This window comes from Pedobacter immunditicola (assembly GCF_037482985.1).
Lineage (GTDB): Bacteria > Bacteroidota > Bacteroidia > Sphingobacteriales > Sphingobacteriaceae > Pedobacter > Pedobacter immunditicola.
On the sequence record NZ_JBBHKC010000005.1, the window covers coordinates 276598 to 292914 of the forward strand.

16 protein-coding genes are annotated in these 16317 nt (G+C 40.9%); 5 read left to right on the forward strand and 11 right to left on the reverse strand.

The window, feature by feature from the left end:
* Nucleotides 1-54: 54 nt before the first annotated feature.
* From WG905_RS10670 to WG905_RS10680, 3 genes are read right to left on the reverse strand one after another with little or no spacing between them, the layout of a single operon-like run.
* On the reverse strand, nt 55-621 hold the full coding sequence (locus WG905_RS10670) for an L-threonylcarbamoyladenylate synthase (protein WP_339591836.1): 567 nt from the start codon (nt 619-621) through the stop codon (nt 55-57).
* Complete coding sequence (locus WG905_RS10675; protein ID WP_339591701.1) at nt 621-1754, reverse strand: glycosyltransferase family 4 protein; 1134 nt, start codon at nt 1752-1754, stop codon at nt 621-623. The genes WG905_RS10670 and WG905_RS10675 overlap by 1 nt, the downstream gene beginning before the upstream one ends.
* Nucleotides 1754-2572 carry a 2,3,4,5-tetrahydropyridine-2,6-dicarboxylate N-succinyltransferase gene (locus WG905_RS10680; RefSeq protein ID WP_339591702.1) on the reverse strand — a complete coding sequence of 273 codons (819 nt, stop codon included), beginning with the start codon at nt 2570-2572 and terminating at the stop codon, nt 1754-1756. Before WG905_RS10680 ends, WG905_RS10675 begins: the two co-directional genes overlap by 1 nt.
* A 75-nt stretch (nt 2573-2647) precedes the next feature.
* Between WG905_RS10680 and WG905_RS10685 the strand changes: the two genes are divergently transcribed.
* The gene (locus WG905_RS10685) at nt 2648-3043 is read left to right on the forward strand and encodes an RNA-binding S4 domain-containing protein (protein ID WP_339591703.1); all 396 of its coding nucleotides are present in this window, start codon (nt 2648-2650) and stop codon (nt 3041-3043) included.
* 20 nt (nt 3044-3063) lie between these two features.
* Here WG905_RS10685 and WG905_RS10690 read toward each other — a convergent pair whose 3' ends face one another.
* Together WG905_RS10690 and WG905_RS10695 are read right to left on the reverse strand one after the other, a co-directional pair.
* Nucleotides 3064-3549, reverse strand: coding sequence for a nucleoside deaminase (locus WG905_RS10690; protein ID WP_339591704.1), 486 nt, complete (start codon nt 3547-3549; stop codon nt 3064-3066).
* 78 nt (nt 3550-3627) lie between these two features.
* Nucleotides 3628-4227, reverse strand: a complete 600-nt coding sequence (locus tag WG905_RS10695; protein WP_339591705.1) for an OmpH/Skp family outer membrane protein — start codon at nt 4225-4227, stop codon at nt 3628-3630.
* A 349-nt stretch (nt 4228-4576) separates the two neighbouring features.
* Here WG905_RS10695 and gyrB point away from each other — a divergent pair, with 349 nt between their 5' ends.
* Nucleotides 4577-6535, forward strand: coding sequence for a DNA topoisomerase (ATP-hydrolyzing) subunit B (gene gyrB, locus WG905_RS10700; RefSeq protein WP_339591706.1), 1959 nt, complete (start codon nt 4577-4579; stop codon nt 6533-6535).
* A 154-nt stretch (nt 6536-6689) separates the two neighbouring features.
* Here gyrB and WG905_RS10705 read toward each other — a convergent pair whose 3' ends face one another.
* Nucleotides 6690-7127, reverse strand: coding sequence for an aspartyl protease family protein (locus tag WG905_RS10705; RefSeq protein ID WP_339591707.1), 438 nt, complete (start codon nt 7125-7127; stop codon nt 6690-6692).
* A gap of 3 nt (nt 7128-7130) precedes the next feature.
* Nucleotides 7131-8069 (reverse strand): malate dehydrogenase, encoded by a 939-nt coding sequence (gene mdh / locus WG905_RS10710; RefSeq protein WP_339591708.1) that lies wholly within the window; start codon nt 8067-8069, stop codon nt 7131-7133.
* A gap of 230 nt (nt 8070-8299) precedes the next feature.
* Between mdh and WG905_RS10715 the strand changes: the two genes are divergently transcribed.
* The 3 genes from WG905_RS10715 (at nt 8300) to trxA (ending at nt 13727) form a co-directional block, all read left to right on the forward strand.
* On the forward strand, nt 8300-8782 hold the full coding sequence (locus tag WG905_RS10715; RefSeq protein WP_339591709.1) for a lipocalin family protein: 483 nt from the start codon (nt 8300-8302) through the stop codon (nt 8780-8782).
* Between the two features lie 49 nt (nt 8783-8831).
* Entirely contained in the window at nt 8832-13265 is a 4434-nt protein-coding gene (gene dnaE / locus WG905_RS10720; RefSeq protein WP_339591710.1) for a DNA polymerase III subunit alpha, read from the forward strand.
* Between the two features lie 144 nt (nt 13266-13409).
* Nucleotides 13410-13727 (forward strand): thioredoxin, encoded by a 318-nt coding sequence (gene trxA, locus WG905_RS10725; RefSeq protein WP_339591711.1) that lies wholly within the window; start codon nt 13410-13412, stop codon nt 13725-13727.
* Nucleotides 13728-13784: 57 nt separating this feature from the next.
* On the opposite strand, the gene WG905_RS10730 is transcribed toward trxA, so the two are convergent.
* Genes WG905_RS10730 through WG905_RS10745 form a run of 4 tightly spaced genes read right to left on the reverse strand, consistent with a single transcriptional unit; the run spans nt 13785 to nt 16313 of the window.
* Nucleotides 13785-14234 (reverse strand): hypothetical protein, encoded by a 450-nt coding sequence (locus WG905_RS10730; protein ID WP_339591712.1) that lies wholly within the window; start codon nt 14232-14234, stop codon nt 13785-13787.
* 42 nt (nt 14235-14276) lie between these two features.
* Nucleotides 14277-14756 (reverse strand): hypothetical protein, encoded by a 480-nt coding sequence (locus WG905_RS10735; RefSeq protein WP_339591713.1) that lies wholly within the window; start codon nt 14754-14756, stop codon nt 14277-14279.
* A 34-nt stretch (nt 14757-14790) separates the two neighbouring features.
* Entirely contained in the window at nt 14791-15351 is a 561-nt protein-coding gene (locus WG905_RS10740) for an RNA polymerase sigma factor (RefSeq protein WP_339591714.1), read from the reverse strand.
* A gap of 5 nt (nt 15352-15356) precedes the next feature.
* Nucleotides 15357-16313, reverse strand: coding sequence for a transketolase family protein (locus WG905_RS10745; RefSeq protein ID WP_339591715.1), 957 nt, complete (start codon nt 16311-16313; stop codon nt 15357-15359).
* Nucleotides 16314-16317: the final 4 nt, after the last annotated feature.

Consider the following 16317-nt stretch of genomic DNA (forward strand, 5'->3'; position numbering starts at 1 on the left):
CTATTGCGATCCAATTCAGGCCTTGATGGTGTATTTCTGCAAAAGTAGTAAAAGTTACCTTCTAATGAAGGAAAATTGACCACTGGGACCTAATTTCATTAGCGTAGATGACTTTTTAGGGGTGGTTAATTCCTGTTCCCAATTTACGACATAATCAACGGCATCCTTAATTTTATCATCTATCTCGTCAAAAATAGCTGGAGTAGGTTCTCCAGAAATATTTGCAGATGTGGAGGTTATCGGTTTGCGGAACTTTTGTAACAACTGTTGACAGAAGTCATGTTTTACAATTCTTACACCAACACTGCCGTCGGCATTGATTACATTTTTAGCAAGGTTCTTTGCGCCCGAAAAAATGATGGTCAAAGGGTTTTCAGCGTATTCAATCAGCTCATAAGCCACATCAGGGATTTCATTAACATAACTTTGCAGTTTTGAATCTGCATCCAGCAAGATGATGAAGCTTTTATCCGCTGTACGGCCCTTTATGGCATTTATTTTATCCACTGCAGCTTCATTTGTAGCATCACAGCCCAAGCCCCATACGGTATCAGTAGGATAAAGAATCACACCACCGTTTTTGAGTACGTTAATGGCACTATCTATTTCTGTTTTTAACATCATTCAAATTTACCATTTAATGTATTCATATAACAATCCATCATCTGTTTTGCCAGTATTTCATTATCAAACTGCTGCACAAACTGCAAACCACTTTCCTGCATTTTTTGCTGCAAATCTTTATTTGACAATAACTTGTTAACCTGCAATGACAGGGCATTGGCATCTGTTGGTGAAACATAAATGCTGTCTGGCCCCCCTGCTTCTTCCAGGCATGACCCGGTTGCTGCAACAACAGGGATTTTTGAAAATAGGGCCTCAATAACCGGAATCCCAAAACCTTCATAAAAGGAAGGGTAAATAAACACAGTTGCCATTTGATAAATCAAAGGCAAATCCTCAAAAGGGACCCCCTCGAGAAAGATGATGCGGTCTTCCAGCTTCAAACGCGCTATGGCTGCTTTCACCTTCTCCACATAAGGACGATGTTTGCCTACAATGACTAATTTATAATTGCTGTCGATGGTTTGCAAAGCTTCAATGATCAGCAGCAGGTTTTTTCTAGGCTCAATAGTGCCCACGTTTAAGATGTACTTATCTGGTAAACCGTAATATTCCTTGACCTGTTTTTTTGATTCCGGAGTATGAAGTATCTTAAAAGAGTCATCACAGCTTTGATAGATCACTTCTATTCGTTTTTCAGGTATTCCATAAAACTCCATGATGTCTTTTTTAGTCCGCTCACTGATGGCCACAATACGGTCGCTGTTTTTACAAGCGAATTCACTTTTTTTATGGTAAATGTAACGGTCTATCGGTTTGTAATACTGCGGATAGCGCAAATAAATTAAGTCGTGAATGGTGACTACCGATTTAATATTTTCTGCACGCAAGCCTACAGGAATCTCCTGACTTAAACCATGAAAAAGCTCAATCTTATCCTGCAGTAATTGTTTCCTGATGCCGAAACTCCGCCACATAAATTTCAGGGTATTTGGAGATGGCAGCCGGAGCTGAAGTTTATGGGAATCAAAAAAAGCAGTGATCTGCGGTTTCTTGCTAATTTTAGGGGTATAAACAAAGTATTGGTTCTGATGGAAAAGCCTGGCCAACTGCGCAAGCAAAGAGCGGCTATAATTACCCAATCCAGTTAGGTTATTAGCCGCTCTCTTTCCATCAAAACCAATGTTCATTATACAGCAACATTATTTTCCCTCAATGCATCATTCAGGGATGTTTTTTTATCTGTTGATTCTTTACGTTGTCCGATGATCAATGCACAAGGCACCTGAAAATCACCTGCCGGGAATTTTTTAGTGTAGCTTCCGGGGATGACTACAGAGCGTGCAGGTATAATACTTTTGTACTCAATTGGCGTGCTGCCGGTAACATCAAAAATTTTAGTAGAAGCAGTTAATACAACATTAGCACCTAAAACCGCTTCGCGTTCCACACGCACACCTTCAACTACAATTGCCCTTGACCCAATAAAACAATTATCTTCAATAATTACAGGGGAAGCCTGAATAGGTTCTAGTACTCCACCAATACCAACACCACCACTTAAATGCACATTTTTTCCAATTTGCGCACAGGAGCCCACAGTAGCCCAGGTGTCTACCATGGTACCTTCATCAACATAAGCACCAATATTTACATATGACGGCATTAAAATAACCCCCCTGGCTAAAAATGAACCATACCTTGCAACAGCATTAGGTACAACACGTACACCCTTCTCTTTGTAATCGGTTTTTAACTTCATTTTATCATGGTAAACGAAGGGACCAACCTCAATTTCCTTCATTTGCCTGATCGGAAAATAGAGGATCACCGCTTTTTTAACCCATTCATTAATAGCCCAGGTATTTAAAATCGGTTCTGCAACACGGATCTCTCCTTTATCTAGCTGCATAATTACCGTTTCAATGGCTTCATAATATTGTGAGTATTCCAACAAACTTCTGTCTTCCCAAGCGGCTTCAACCAACTTTTTCAATTCTGCTATCATGATTATTCTAATTTTTGACAAAATAAACGAAATTTATGTATTGAGCGATGTTTTCTTCCGTATTTTTGATTTTTTATGGCAGAACAGGAAAAATTAAGGATAGATAAATATTTGTGGGCTATTCGGCTTTTTAAAACCAGAACGCTGGCTACTGAAGCCTGCAAGGCTGGTCGTGTTAAATTTAATGGCCAGAATATAAAAGCTTCCGCAATTGTGAAGCCTGGTGATGTTTACCAGGTGTCGAAGGGTATTGAAAAAAAGGTAATAGAGGTAGTTGAGCTTTTATACAATAGGGTGGAGTCGAAAATCGCAGTCACCAAATATAAGGACATCACCCCCCTGGAAGAAACCCATGCTTTTAAATCAGTGTTCCATGCGCCGGTACTTACCAGAGACCGGGGGGCAGGTCGACCAACGAAACGTGACAGGCGGGAGATTGATGATTTAACAGATAATTTTTTTGAAACGTAACCTTAGCGCTGAAAGAACAGTTAGCAGTTTGATTTCATTGCAGTTTGCGACCACAATTTGAAAGCCTGCTGAGCTTCATCCCTCATCAGCTGAATTACAGGGAGGCTACGGGCCGCTTTAGGCTTCTCTAGCTCCTCATAAATGAACTGGTCGTCGAAACCTATGGCGCTGGCATCTGTCTTAGTATTGGCGTAGTAAATGGTGGTAATTCGCGACCAGTAAATTGCGCTCAGGCACATGGGGCAAGGTTCACAACTTGTATAAATTACACAGCCCGTTAAATCAGGTGTGTTCAATTTAGCACAGGCAAATCTGATGGCACAAACTTCAGCATGCGCCGTAGGGTCATTTGTTGTCAGCACCATATTGGCACTTTGAGCAATTATTTCGTTGTTTTTAACCACCACTGCCCCAAAGGGGCCACCTAAGCTTTCCAGGACATTTTTTTTTGATAATTCAATAGCGATACGCATGAATTTCTCGTGTAAAGCGCTTTTGTTTTCCATATGCATGCTGAATGAAGGGCAAAAAAAAAATGCCCCGATATACGGAGCATTAAGATAGCATAAATTTAAGTTTTTTACTTATTTCTTTTCTGGTTTATAATCCTGGTTTAAGCCAGTAATAACTTCGCTGGTAATATCTAATGATTCATCAGCAAATAATATGGCGCTATTGCCTTTTGAATAGGTAAGTACCATTTTAAATCCTTTTTTCTTGGCATATGCTTTTAAGTAATCAGCAACTTTGTCATAAAGTTTCTCCTGCTCCGTAGCCTGATCACGTTGTAAAGCTGAACCAGCATTTTGTTGGTAAGCTTGCAATTCCTGCTGCTTACGTGCTAACCTTTGTTCTGTAGTGGCTCTCTGGTCAGCAGACATGGTGTTTTGCTGTTGCTGATATTCAGTTACCTCTCTTTGGAATGCTTGTGTTTTAGAACCCATATCCGCCTGTGCAGATTTCGCTTTGGCATCCATTTTAGCTTGAAGGTCTTTGAAATACTGGTATTTAGTTAGTAAAGAGTCAGAATTTACATACACAATCTGTTCTTTAGCGGATACGGCAGCTGTTTCAGTTTTTGTTGTGGTGGTTGTTGCTTTATCGTTATTCTGGCAGGATGCCATAACAGATACTATAGCAACTGCAGTAGCGATACCGCTTAATTTAAGTGACGTGATTTTCATTATTTTTGAATTTGTTTTTTAATGGTGATGAAGCTATCATAAGCTTTTTCATGGTTGCTTGTAAGCTGTAAGCTTATGACGGTTTCATTATTTTTGAATTTGTTTTTTATAGTGACCAAGCTAACATTAGCTATTATTATTTAATTTTCTTTTTAGCCCGCTGGTATTATAGCTGAATAAGGAGTTCTAACATGGTAAATTTTAGCAAATATAAAATTTCAAATTTAGTATCCTAAAAAAGAGTGATTTTTACATGGCTTTATGCTGTATTTAAGTCAAATAGTTATCCACACGTGCCGTTTTTTGCGCTTAAATGGTTATTTTTGTGTTTAATTTTTTAAGAACATATATGAGCGAAGAACACGATTTAAAGTCAAATTATTCGGCAGATAATATACAGGTGTTAGAAGGATTAGAAGCGGTGCGGAAGCGCCCTTCAATGTATATAGGAGATACAGGAGCCAGAGGGTTACACCACTTGGTTTATGAGGTAGTCGATAACTCGATCGATGAGGCATTAGCTGGACACGCAGATACAATTCAGGTTTATATTTTAAAAGACAACTCCATCCGCGTGGAGGATAATGGTCGTGGTATTCCAACAGGAATCAATACTAAAGAACAAAAATCAGCACTGGAAATTGTAATGACTGTTTTACATGCCGGTGGTAAATTTGACAAGGATACTTACAAGGTTTCCGGTGGTTTACACGGGGTGGGGGTGAGTTGTGTTAACGCACTTTCTACACACCTTAAGGCTGAAGTTCACCGTGACGGTAAAATCTGGGTGCAGGAATATAATATCGGGAAGCCTTTATATGAAGTAAAATGTATAGGCGACACCGACAAAAGGGGTACCATAGTTACCTTTACTCCCGATGATACCATCTTTACACAAACAACTGAATACCGTTATGATACTTTAGCCGCAAGGTTAAGAGAGCTTGCTTACCTGAATAAAGGGATCAAGCTTACCTTGAGCGACGAGCGTGATGAAGATGATAACGGAGACTATAAAACAGAACTTTTCTATTCTGAAGGTGGTTTAAAAGAATTCGTTCAGTTTCTGGATGGTAACCGCCCTTCGTTAATCGAGGAGCCTATCTATGTGGAAGGAATTAAAAATGGCATTCCTGTAGAACTGGCCTTGCAATACAACGACAGTTATTCGGAAAATGTGCATTCCTATGTGAATAACATTAATACTTATGAAGGTGGTACTCACATTGCTGGTTTCAGAAGGGGTTTAACCCGGACTTTAAAGGCTTATGCTGATAAATCTGGTTTGTTAAAAAACTTGAAGATAGAAATTACCGGTGATGATTTCCGTGAAGGCCTTACCGCTGTGATTTCCGTTAAAGTACAGGAACCACAATTTGAAGGTCAGACTAAAACTAAATTAGGTAACTCTGAAGTGATGGGGGCAGTTGATATTGCCGTTGGCGAGGCTTTGAACAATTACCTCGAAGAAAATCCGAGAGAAGCCAAGATCATCATCAATAAAGTTGTTCTTGCTGCCACCGCTCGTGCCGCTGCCCGTAAGGCAAGGGAAATGGTCCAACGCAAAAGCGTTATGGGCGGTTCAGGACTTCCGGGAAAACTTGCGGATTGTTCTGATACTGATCCTGAGAAATGTGAAATTTACCTTGTCGAGGGAGATTCGGCGGGTGGAACGGCAAAACAAGGCCGTGATCGTAATTTTCAGGCTATCCTTCCTTTAAAAGGTAAGATCCTGAACGTGGAAAAAGCCATGGAACATAAGATCTACGAAAATGACGAGATCAAGAATATGTTTACTGCACTTGGTGTGAGTATTGGTACTCCAGAAGATGATAAAGCCTTAAACATTACCAAACTCCGTTACCATAAAATCGTGATCATGACGGATGCGGATATTGATGGTTCACACATTACCACGTTAATCTTAACTTTCTTTTTCCGTTACATGAAAGCTTTAATTGAAGCAGGTTATGTTTACATCGCTGCGCCGCCTTTATACCTCGTTAAAAAAGGTAAAGAGCAGGAGTATTGCTGGAATGACCAGCAACGCGATCAGGCAGTTCAACGATTAAAAGGTGCCGGTAAAGAAGAGAGTGTTCACATTCAACGTTACAAAGGTCTGGGTGAGATGAACGCTGAGCAATTATGGGATACTACCTTAAATCCGGCAAACCGTACTTTATTACAGGCAACTATTGATAATGCGGCGGAATGCGATCACACTTTCTCCATGTTAATGGGTGATGAGGTGGCTCCAAGACGTGAATTCATTGAAAGAAATGCTAAATATGCTAAGATTGATGCTTAATCAAAATTCCTGAGTTATTTTCTCTTAACAAAAAAGCCGGATCATTGACAAAATGATCCGGCTTTTTTATGGTTATTGATTTAGCTCATCTTCAAGGTTTAAGCAGCAACATAAAATGCCGTTATAACCGGTAAGGAAACAACCAGGTTGATTCCTATTTATAAAGCTTCAGCGTAAGTGTTTTATAATTGATCACCGCATGGTATTGTAAGAGGATATCCCCGCCTAGAATCGCAGCAATTACCGGATGCCCTAAATGTTCATAGGTTTGGTTAACACTTTGAAGGTCCAGCCCTACGGCAGTATATTCCCTGATGATCAGCTTTCCTAACTTCAGTAATGGGAAAGTAGCCAGCACTGTTTTAGAAGTGCTGAATAAAGTTGTTGCCTGGTGTTCTTCTTCATGCGGATCTTCATGAATGACCAACTCCGTAAGGTGTTTATCCAGAATAGCATTGTCAAATACTGTTCTCGAGGCCCCGGTATCCACAACAGCAAGATGAGTTTCTCCAAAAACAACAATTTCCACCAAAAGGTGGAAACCGTCGTCCTGTAAATTGATGAGCCTTAATGGAACAGTAATCGTTCTCATGTTTTAGATTAGTTTCATCTCGCTCAATACGTTATTCATATTTCTAACCGCTTCAGCACTTTTGTTAAATGCGGCTTCTTCGGTATCACTTAATTCATAATCAATTATAGATTCCCATCCATTTTTGCCCACAATAACGGGTACGCCCAAACAAATGTCCGTTTGTCCGTATTCACCTTCCAGCGCAACGCAGCAAGTGAATAATTTCTTTTCATCGCGGACTATGCTTTCCACTAAAGCAGCACCTGCAGCACCTGGAGCATACCAGGCAGAAGTTCCAATCAAGCCGGTCAGTGTGGCACCGCCCACCATGGTGTCGGCAGCAACTTTATTTAAGGTAGCTTCATCCAAAAGGGAAGTTACCGGCAAACTTTGGTAAGTAGCATAACGCGTTAACGGGATCATGGTGGTATCGCCATGGCCGCCGATCACAAAACCCTGCAGGTCGCTGGCGCTACAATTTAAAGCAACACTTAAGTAATACTTGAAACGTGCACTGTCCAGCGTACCACCCATGCCGATAATCCTGTTTTTAGGTATACCCAGCGATTTCAGTGCAAGGTAAGTCATGGTATCCATAGGGTTGCTGATCACGATGATAATAGCCTCCGGAGAGTACTTCAAAATATTCTCGGCCACACCTTTAACAATCCCCGCATTAATCCCGATAAGTTCTTCCCTTGTCATTCCCGGTTTACGAGGCAAACCTGATGTAATAACTGCAACTGCTGATCCTGCAGTTTTGCTGTAGTCATTGGTTACGCCGGTAATCTTTGTATCAAAGCCCAGAAGTGCGGCTGTTTGCATCATGTCTATCGCTTTACCTTCAGCAAAGCCTTCTTTGATGTCTAATAATACAAGTTCCTGTGCTAATTCTTTTCTGGCAATATTATCAGCGCAAGTTGCGCCAACAGCTCCAGCTCCTACAACAGTTATTTTCATGGGTATGTTTATTTTAAACGTTAAGGAAGCTATCATCAGCTATCATCATTGTTCCTGGTTGTAAGCCGATGATAATTTCAAAATCAGTTAATTTATTGAATGCTTTCAATATTTGAACAAGGTATAAAATTCGGCCTTTATAAAAAATGCTTTTTAAAACTTTATGTTTGCTCACGGGTTTTATGATAAAGAATTTACATTTGCTTCATAGTAAATTAACAAAACCGATCATGGATAATATGCCTGTAGAAAAAGTAGATGTGCTATCCTTTGCAGGAAAGTGGTATTCCCTGTTTTCCATACCCACTTTTATGGATACGCACTGGAGGCAAACTACAATGACTTACGTCATACATCCTGACGGCTACTATGCCGTATTTACTACTTACAAAGTTGTTGGTGAAGACAAACAAAAATACATGCGCTCAAAACTGTTCACCGTGCGGGGCACAGGTAATGCGGAGTATAAAGCACAGTATATATGGCCTTTCAAAGTAGATTATTGGATCATCGAACTCCCTGAAGATTACTCCTATGTGGTAGTGGGCCACCCTGAACATAAATCCCTTTTTATTATGGCAAGAAAACCAGCCTTACCTAAAGATTTGCTCGATGAGATTATTAGTCGTTGTAAAGCAAAAGGTTATGATACCGCAAGGTTGGTTTCCCAGGAACATAAGCCTCAGCATAAAGACAAAACCCCTGTTCATTAAAAAATACTCCTCTCTTGGGTGCTAAAAATTCTGTAATTTTACGCCTGATATGTATTTGATTTTTGACACCGAGACTACTGGTTTACCAGGCAATTATAATGCGCCCATTACTGATACCGCTAACTGGCCGCGATGTATTCAAATTGCATGGCAACTCCATGATGAGTATGGCAGGCTGATAGAAAATCAGGATTATCTCATACGCCCGGATGGTTTCAACATCCCATATGATGCTGAACGTATTCATGGGATATCTACGGAGCTGGCACAGGAGCAGGGCATCGCATTGGAAGAGGTCCTGGCTAAATTCAATATTGCTTTAGCTAAAGCGGAGTTTGTAGTGGGCCAGAACCTTGGTTTCGACCTCAATATTATGGGCTGTGAGTTCTATCGCCTCGGCGTTGAAAACAAACTTGCCGAAATCCCTGTGTTAGATACCTGTACAGAAATTACTGCAGAATTGCTGAAACTGCCAGGGGGCCGTGGCGGAAGATTCAAACTTCCTACTCTTACCGAACTGCACCAATATTTATTTGGTGAGCCTTTTAACGAGGCCCACAATGCTACGGCCGATGTGGAGGCCACTACCAGGTGTTTCCTGCAGCTGTTAAAAATCGACGGTTATAAGCCTGAACAATTACGCAGGGGCCCTGAGTACATCAAAGCCTTTAAAGAATTTAATCCCGGTCTGTTTCAAAAAACAGGACTGAAGCACATTAACCTGAAGCAAGCTTCTGAGGTCATCAGAGCAAGACTTAAAAAAGCTGAAGGTGGTGAAATATCTAAACAAACACTCAAAGAAAATACACTGGAGCTGGCGGATGCCACATTTGTGCACCTGCATAACCATACCCAGTTTTCAGTATTGCAATCGACTATCAATATCCCTGCGCTGATTAAAGCTGCAGCTGCAGATAAAATGCCTGCAGTGGCCATGACTGACCACGCCAATATGATGGGTGCCTTTCATTTCGTAAGCCAGATTCTTAACCATAACAAAGCGGTCGAAGCGAAAAATAAAGCAGCCATAGAACAGGGAGAAACACCCACAGAAGTAATTATTAAACCTATTGTGGGTTGTGAGTTTTTCGTGTGTGAAAACCACCTTGATAAAAGCCGCAAAGACAATGGCTTCCAGATGGTGCTCCTTGCTAAAACTAAGGTCGGTTACCATAACCTGGCGAAGATGTCCTCCATTGCTTACACAAAAGGATTTTATTATGTGCCCCGCATTGACAGGAATGTCATTGAGCAATACAAGGAGGATATCCTTGTCCTTTCTGGCAACTTGTATGGGGAGATTTCCAGTAAGCTGTTAAACGTTGGTGAAAACCAGGCTGAAGAAGCTTTGATTTGGTGGAAAGAGAAGTTCGGTGCTGATTTTTATGTGGAGGTGATGCGTCACAACCAGGAGGATGAAAATATTGTTAACAAAACTTTAGTTGCCCTCGCCAGAAAACATGAGGTAAAAATTGTCGCTACCAATAATACCTATTACATTAATAAAAAGGACGCCAACGCACATGATATTTTATTATGTGTAAAAGACGGAGAGAAACAGGCGACACCAATTGGTCGTGGCCGCGGTTTCCGCTACGGACTTCCTAACCAGGAATATTATTTCAAATCTGGTAAAGAGATGAAAACGCTCTTTGCCGATTTGCCCGAAGCGATCCTCAATATTCAGGAAATAGTCGATAAAATAGAGATCTATAAATTAGCCAGAGAAGTTTTATTACCTAAGTTCGGTATCCCTGAAGAATTCCTGGTGCCTGAAGATGAAACGGACGGTGGCAAAAGGGGTGAAAATAAATACCTGCGTCACCTTGCTTATGTGGGTGCCCGTAAGCGTTACGGTGAGATTACCCCGGAAATTGCGGAGCGACTGGATTTTGAGTTGCAAACCATTGAAAAAACCGGTTACCCGGGTTACTTCCTGATTGTGCAGGATTTCATTGCGGAAGCGCGTAGACTTGATGTATCCGTTGGTCCGGGCAGGGGATCTGCCGCTGGTTCGGCGGTAGCTTATTGCCTGTGGATTACCAATATCGACCCCATTAAGTACGATTTGCTTTTTGAGCGTTTCTTAAATCCTGACCGGGTATCCATGCCCGATATCGATATTGACTTTGATGATGAAGGTCGGGGCAGGGTAATGGATTACGTAATCAAGAAATATGGTTCCAACCAGGTGGCTCAAATCATCACCTATGGTACCATGGCCGCCAAATCATCTATCAAAGATACCGCCAGGGTGTTGGATTTGCCGCTATTTGATGCCAACAGGATTGCCAAGCTCATTCCTAATATGAAGCTTGCCAAGATCTTCAACCTGGATGAGAAAACATTAAAGGAGTCCCTGCGGCCTGATGAATATGAACGTGTTGTAGAGCTCAAGTCTATTGCGAATGCCAAAGACCTTAGTGCGGAGACGATTTCGCAGGCGCAGATATTAGAAGGTTCTTTAAGAAATACTGGTATCCATGCCTGTGGGGTTATTATCACCCCTGATGACATCACCAATTTTGTGCCTGTGGCGACCGCGAAAGATTCAGACCTGTATGTTACGCAGTTCGACAACTCGGTGGTGGAAAGTGCCGGCTTACTGAAAATGGATTTTCTGGGTTTAAAGACCCTTACCCTGATCAAGGATACGGTGAAGCTGGTGAAGCTACGAAGTGGTATTGAGCTCGATCCTGATGAATTCCCTATCGATGACCAGAAGACTTACGAGCTGTTCCAGCGTGGTGAAACGATAGGTATCTTCCAATACGAGTCTAACGGGATGCAGAAGTACATGAAGGAATTAAAACCTACAGTTTTTGCAGATTTAATTGCCATGAATGCCCTGTACCGCCCGGGACCGCTGGAATATATTCCAAGTTTCGTACGTAGAAAGAACGGTGAAGAGGAGATCAAATATGACCTTGATGCTTGTGAAGAATATTTAAAAGAAACCTACGGTATTACCGTATACCAGGAGCAGGTGATGCTGCTTTCGCAGAAACTTGCTGGGTTTACCAAAGGTGAGGCCGACGTGCTGCGTAAGGCCATGGGTAAGAAGCAAAAAGAGGTCCTCGATAAGATGAAGCCGAAATTTGTAGCACAGGCTGCCGAGAAAGGCCATTCGCCACAGGTGCTGGAAAAAATATGGAAAGACTGGGAAGCCTTTGCATCCTATGCTTTCAACAAATCCCACTCTACCTGCTATGCCTGGATTGCTTACCAGACAGCTTATTTAAAAGCGCATTATCCTGCAGAGTATATGGCGGCTGTACTTACCAATAACATGAACGACATTAAGCAAGTGGCCTTCTTTATGGAAGAGTGCCGCCAGATGGATGTTCAGGTGCTTGGTCCTGATGTTAATGAATCGGACATTAAATTCTCTGTCAACGATCGGGGCGAAGTTCGTTTCGGCTTATCGGGTGTGAAAGGTGTAGGAGAAAAGGCCGTGGAGAGTATCATCGAGGAACGAAATGCCAAAGGGTTCTTTACCAGTGTATACGACTTTGCAAAGCGGTCAAATACGAGGACCGTTAATAAAAAAGCTTATGAAAGTTTTGTCCACAGTGGTGCCTTCGATAGTTTCGGTTTCCACAGAGCACAGTATTTCTTCGTCGGCATTAATGATAAATTGAATGGTATTGAAAAGTTGATTAAATATGCCAATGACTTCCAGAACAATGAATCTTCGGCACAATCTTCTTTATTCGGCGGCTCCATTGCTGACCTAATTTTAGAACCTTCTTTACCTGCCGCTCCAGAATGGAGTATTATCGACAGGCTTAAATATGAAAAAGATGCTATCGGGATATTTTTAAGTGGTCACCCGCTGGATAATTATAAATTCGAACTTAAAAACTTCTGTCTGCAAACGGTTAAACACCTCAGTGTGATCAATAAGATCAGAACCGGCGACACCAATGAGGAGGTGCTGGCAGAATTTGAGACCTTAAAAAACAAGGAACTGGTTATTGGTGGTCTGGTGGTGCTTGCTGAGCAGCGCATGACCAGGACTGGTAAACCTTTTGGTACCATCGTTTTTGAAGATTACGATGATAGCTGTGAGCTGGCATTGTTTGGCGAGGATTTCATTAAGTTTAAACAGTTCCTTACCGATGGTTATTTTCTGCAGATCAGGGGCAGGGTAGGAGAGCGCTTCCGCAAAGAAGGTGACTGGGAATTTAAAATTACCTCTATTGCGCTATTATCTGATTTAAGGGATAAGTTGGCGAAATGTATTACTATTCAAATTCCGATAGAACAAATCAATGAAGAATTTATTAGGGAAGTGAATGCTATTATTGAGGATAACAAAGTAAATACAGAGCAACAAAACTGTAAATTGGATTTTGAAGTGTATGATCGTGAGCAGAATATACGATTGACAATGCCTTCAAAGTCAATAAAAATTAACCCCGATAATCATTTTATGAGTCAATTGGAAAGTCTGCAGGTGGGGAATTATAAGTTGAACTAGTGTCATTTTGGCATTGATTTGTTGGTGGCATTAGTATTGCTCCTATCTTTGTATCAGAGAGCACCGCAGTCAGTTGATAAAAAATATTTGCGAATAGGTGCTGAACCTGTTAATTTTAGAATCTAATATATAAAAATAGAAATTATGGCTATAGAAATCACGGATGCAAACTTTGAAGAGCTTGTTTTAAAATCAGATAAACCCGTATTAGTTGACTTTTGGGCAGAGTGGTGTGGCCCTTGTCGCATGGTTGGTCCAGTTGTAGATGAAATTTCCAAAGAATACGAAGGAAAAGCTATTGTTGGAAAAGTAAACGTAGATAACAATCCACAAATCTCTACGCAGTTTGGAATTCGTAATATTCCTGCTTTATTATACTTCAAAGGTGGTGAGGTAGTAGATAAGCAAGTTGGTGCTGTGCCAAAATCAGTATTGGCTCAAAAGCTAGACAAGCAATTATAATATCAGTCTATAAATCAAAAAAGGCAGCTGTTTTACAGCTGCCTTTTTCATATCCGGTTAATTTGACCTTCTCCCATCTTTATACCTGTGAAGAAGTTCCTTTTTAAATGTTTCCTGCGCCCTATAATATTTTCCTACCGTTTTAATAGGCAGCTTAGACTTCAGCTGGTTATAATATTTCTTTTCAATATCCAATGCTTTCTGTTTGATGGTAAGCTCATTGGCAATCAGGCTTTGCACCTCATTATCACTTAAATTCTCGATCTCTTCAATTTTTCTGTAACTGATCACCTTTTGGCTACGTTCCTTTCTCAGGTTGATTTGCTCTTGCTGCCAGTTTTTATAGATCGGCCAGAATACTTTAGCCTCTTCAGGAGAAAGTTCCATTTTCTGTGTCAGGTAAGCAATTTTGTAAGATTCTATTTCATTTCTTCTGTCATTAGGCTTTTGCGCAGATGCATAATGGCCAACACAAATAAATAGAACGAATAGTATTAATTGTTTCATCTTAAGGATTTTATTTAACGTTTATGGAGCTCACAAGCTTGATCAGAAGTTGGCAGCAATTTCATTTGAAGAATAATTGCTTAATATATAGGTTTCAAGTTCTTGTTCTGATGCTGAGGTATTGGTTTGCCTGAGCTGCTGATCCCCTACTTCATCCAGGATCAGTTGTTCATCAATATCCAAAAGGAATTGTTCAGAAGCCATTTCTGCGGACATCACCGGTGTTTCTGCCGGTCTGTTATTCAGGTACAGCCCAAATGCTGTAATGAGAATGAAACAGGCTGCAGTCGCATACTTCAACAAGTCATTGTTCCATAAACGAACAACTTTAGCGGCTTTTTTATCTTCTTCTGGTATTAATCTGGCCTCAATCCTGCTGCTGAGTTGTTCAAAATATAAATCCGGCACAATAAAACCTCTGCCATCAGTAAGTGCTTTTAATCTCTCTTCTGCAATACGGGTTTGAATATCCCTGTTCAGTTGTTCAAAATAATTTTCCGGTACAGTAAAGTGGTTATCCATAACATATGTATTGATGCATTAAATAGCAAAAGGTTTAAAAGGTAATGTCTTCATTTAGCATAAATGTTTCGATTTTTTTCACAGCAATGTGATAAGATGCTTTTAAGGCACCTACGCTGGTTCCAACAATGGCAGAAATTTCTTCGTATTTCAAATCATCGTAGAACTTCATGTTAAAAACTAACCTTTGTTTTTCAGGTAAAGTTAATATGGCCTGCTGCAATTTCAATTCCACTTTATCCCCGTTAAAGTAAGAGGTTTCCACAAGGCTTTCTGCAAGTTCAGCAGAAACTTCATCTAAAGGGGTATTGTTTTTTTGTTTTTTCTTATTGAGGAAGGTAATGGATTCATTAGTGGCAATCCTGTAGATCCAGGTGTACAATTGAGAGTCATTCCTGAACTTTTCCAGGTTTTTCCATACTTTGATAAATACCTCCTGCACCAGGTCATCGGTATCATCATGGTCGATCACCAGGCGGCGTATATGCCAGTATATTTTCTGCTGGTATTTGTTTAAAAGCAGGTTAAAGGCTTCATTGCGGGTATTCTCCTGAGAGAATTTGGCGATAATTTCTGCGTCTTCAACCTGCTTCATAAATCTTATTTTCTTTTGATAACTTTTTGTGCTGCTTCGACGATGTTAATGGCATCCAAACCATATTTGGTCATTAACTGATCAGGTGTACCGCTTTCTCCAAAGCTGTCGTTAACAGCTACAAATTCTTGTGGAGAAGGCAATTCCGTAGAAAGCAGACGTGCAACGCTTTCACCCAGACCGCCAAATTTATTATGCTCTTCAGCAGTAACCACACAACCTGTTTTTCTGATAGATTTAAGGATAGCTTCCTCATCTAAAGGTTTAATGGTGTGGATATTGATAATCTCTGCCTGGATGCCCATTTCTGCTAGTTGTTCACCAGCTTCGATGGCTTTCCATACCATATGGCCGGTAGCAATAATGGTTACATCAGTGCCTTCGTCAACCATCCATGCCTTACCGATCTCGAATTTCTGATCAGCGGGAGTAAATACAGGCAATACCGGCCTGCCGAAACGCAGGTAAACAGGTCCTTCATATTCTGCAATAGCAATGGTTGCTGCCTTAGTCTGGTTGTAATCACAAGTGTTGATCACGGTCATTCCCGGAAGCATTTTCATTAAGCCAATATCTTCTAAAATCTGATGCGTAGCACCATCCTCACCTAAAGTAAGACCGGCATGCGAAGCGCAGATTTTTACGTTTTTATTTGAATAAGCTACCGACTGACGGATCTGGTCGTAGACACGGCCAGTGGAAAAATTGGCGAAAGTTCCTGTAAAAGGAATTTTACCACCAATCGTTAATCCAGCCGCAATACCAATCATGTTAGCTTCGGCGATACCGATCTGGAAAAAGCGTTCAGGAAATTCTTTAATAAAGGCATCCATTTTTAAAGAACCTACAAGATCAGCACAAAGTGCAACGACCTCAGGATTCTTTTTTCCAGCTTCAAGCAGTCCGGCGCCAAAACCTGAGCGGGTGTCTTTTTTTTCAGTGTATGTATATTTTTTTCTCACGGGA

Bases quoted from the DNA above. Each gene is read 5' to 3' on its own strand.
- WG905_RS10670 (WP_339591836.1), bottom strand. From the start codon at position 621: ATGTTAAAAACAGAAATAGATAGTGCCATTAACGTACTCAAAAACGGT.
- WG905_RS10675 (WP_339591701.1), bottom strand. From the start codon at position 1,754: ATGAACATTGGTTTTGATGGAAAGAGAGCGGCTAATAACCTAACTGGA.
- WG905_RS10680 (WP_339591702.1), bottom strand. From the start codon at position 2,572: ATGATAGCAGAATTGAAAAAGTTGGTTGAAGCCGCTTGGGAAGACAGA.
- WG905_RS10685 (WP_339591703.1), top strand. From the start codon at position 2,648: ATGGCAGAACAGGAAAAATTAAGGATAGATAAATATTTGTGGGCTATT.
- WG905_RS10690 (WP_339591704.1), bottom strand. From the start codon at position 3,549: ATGGAAAACAAAAGCGCTTTACACGAGAAATTCATGCGTATCGCTATT.
- WG905_RS10695 (WP_339591705.1), bottom strand. From the start codon at position 4,227: ATGAAAATCACGTCACTTAAATTAAGCGGTATCGCTACTGCAGTTGCT.
- gyrB (WP_339591706.1), top strand. From the start codon at position 4,577: ATGAGCGAAGAACACGATTTAAAGTCAAATTATTCGGCAGATAATATA.
- WG905_RS10705 (WP_339591707.1), bottom strand. From the start codon at position 7,127: ATGAGAACGATTACTGTTCCATTAAGGCTCATCAATTTACAGGACGAC.
- mdh (WP_339591708.1), bottom strand. From the start codon at position 8,069: ATGAAAATAACTGTTGTAGGAGCTGGAGCTGTTGGCGCAACTTGCGCT.
- WG905_RS10715 (WP_339591709.1), top strand. From the start codon at position 8,300: ATGGATAATATGCCTGTAGAAAAAGTAGATGTGCTATCCTTTGCAGGA.
- dnaE (WP_339591710.1), top strand. From the start codon at position 8,832: ATGTATTTGATTTTTGACACCGAGACTACTGGTTTACCAGGCAATTAT.
- trxA (WP_339591711.1), top strand. From the start codon at position 13,410: ATGGCTATAGAAATCACGGATGCAAACTTTGAAGAGCTTGTTTTAAAA.
- WG905_RS10730 (WP_339591712.1), bottom strand. From the start codon at position 14,234: ATGAAACAATTAATACTATTCGTTCTATTTATTTGTGTTGGCCATTAT.
- WG905_RS10735 (WP_339591713.1), bottom strand. From the start codon at position 14,756: ATGGATAACCACTTTACTGTACCGGAAAATTATTTTGAACAACTGAAC.
- WG905_RS10740 (WP_339591714.1), bottom strand. From the start codon at position 15,351: ATGAAGCAGGTTGAAGACGCAGAAATTATCGCCAAATTCTCTCAGGAG.